This is a genomic window from Herbaspirillum sp. WGmk3, assembly GCF_023952535.1.
Classification (GTDB): domain Bacteria; phylum Pseudomonadota; class Gammaproteobacteria; order Burkholderiales; family Burkholderiaceae_D; genus Herbaspirillum; species Herbaspirillum huttiense.
In genome coordinates this window covers 1-271 of the sequence record NZ_JAKYWT010000064.1, presented here as the reverse complement: position 1 = coordinate 271, position 271 = coordinate 1, and the positions used below count along the sequence as shown (strand labels likewise).

The window sequence follows — 271 nt, the reverse complement described above, 5'->3', positions numbered from 1 at the left end:
GCAGCCGATCAGGCGGGCGGCCAGGTAGGACTCGAGCTCCGCCAGCGGCACGCGCTCCTGCTCCATCGTGTCGCGCTCGCGCACGGTGACGGCTTGGTCTTCCAGGGTGTCGAAGTCGTAGGTGACGCAGAACGGGGTGCCAGTCTCATCCTGGCGGCGGTAGCGGCGGCCGATCGCGCCGGAGGTGTCAAAGTCGACGTTCCAGTGCTGGCGCAGCTTCGCCGCGAGCTCCTCGGCCGGGCCGGACAGTTCCGGCTTCTTCGACAGCGGC

The 271-nt window shown here is 69.7% G+C and carries 1 protein-coding gene; it reads right to left on the bottom strand.

What is annotated here, in order from left to right:
• On the bottom strand, positions 1 to 271 hold a 271-nt coding region (locus tag MKD49_RS25950; protein ID WP_252697734.1), incomplete at both ends, for a His/Gly/Thr/Pro-type tRNA ligase C-terminal domain-containing protein.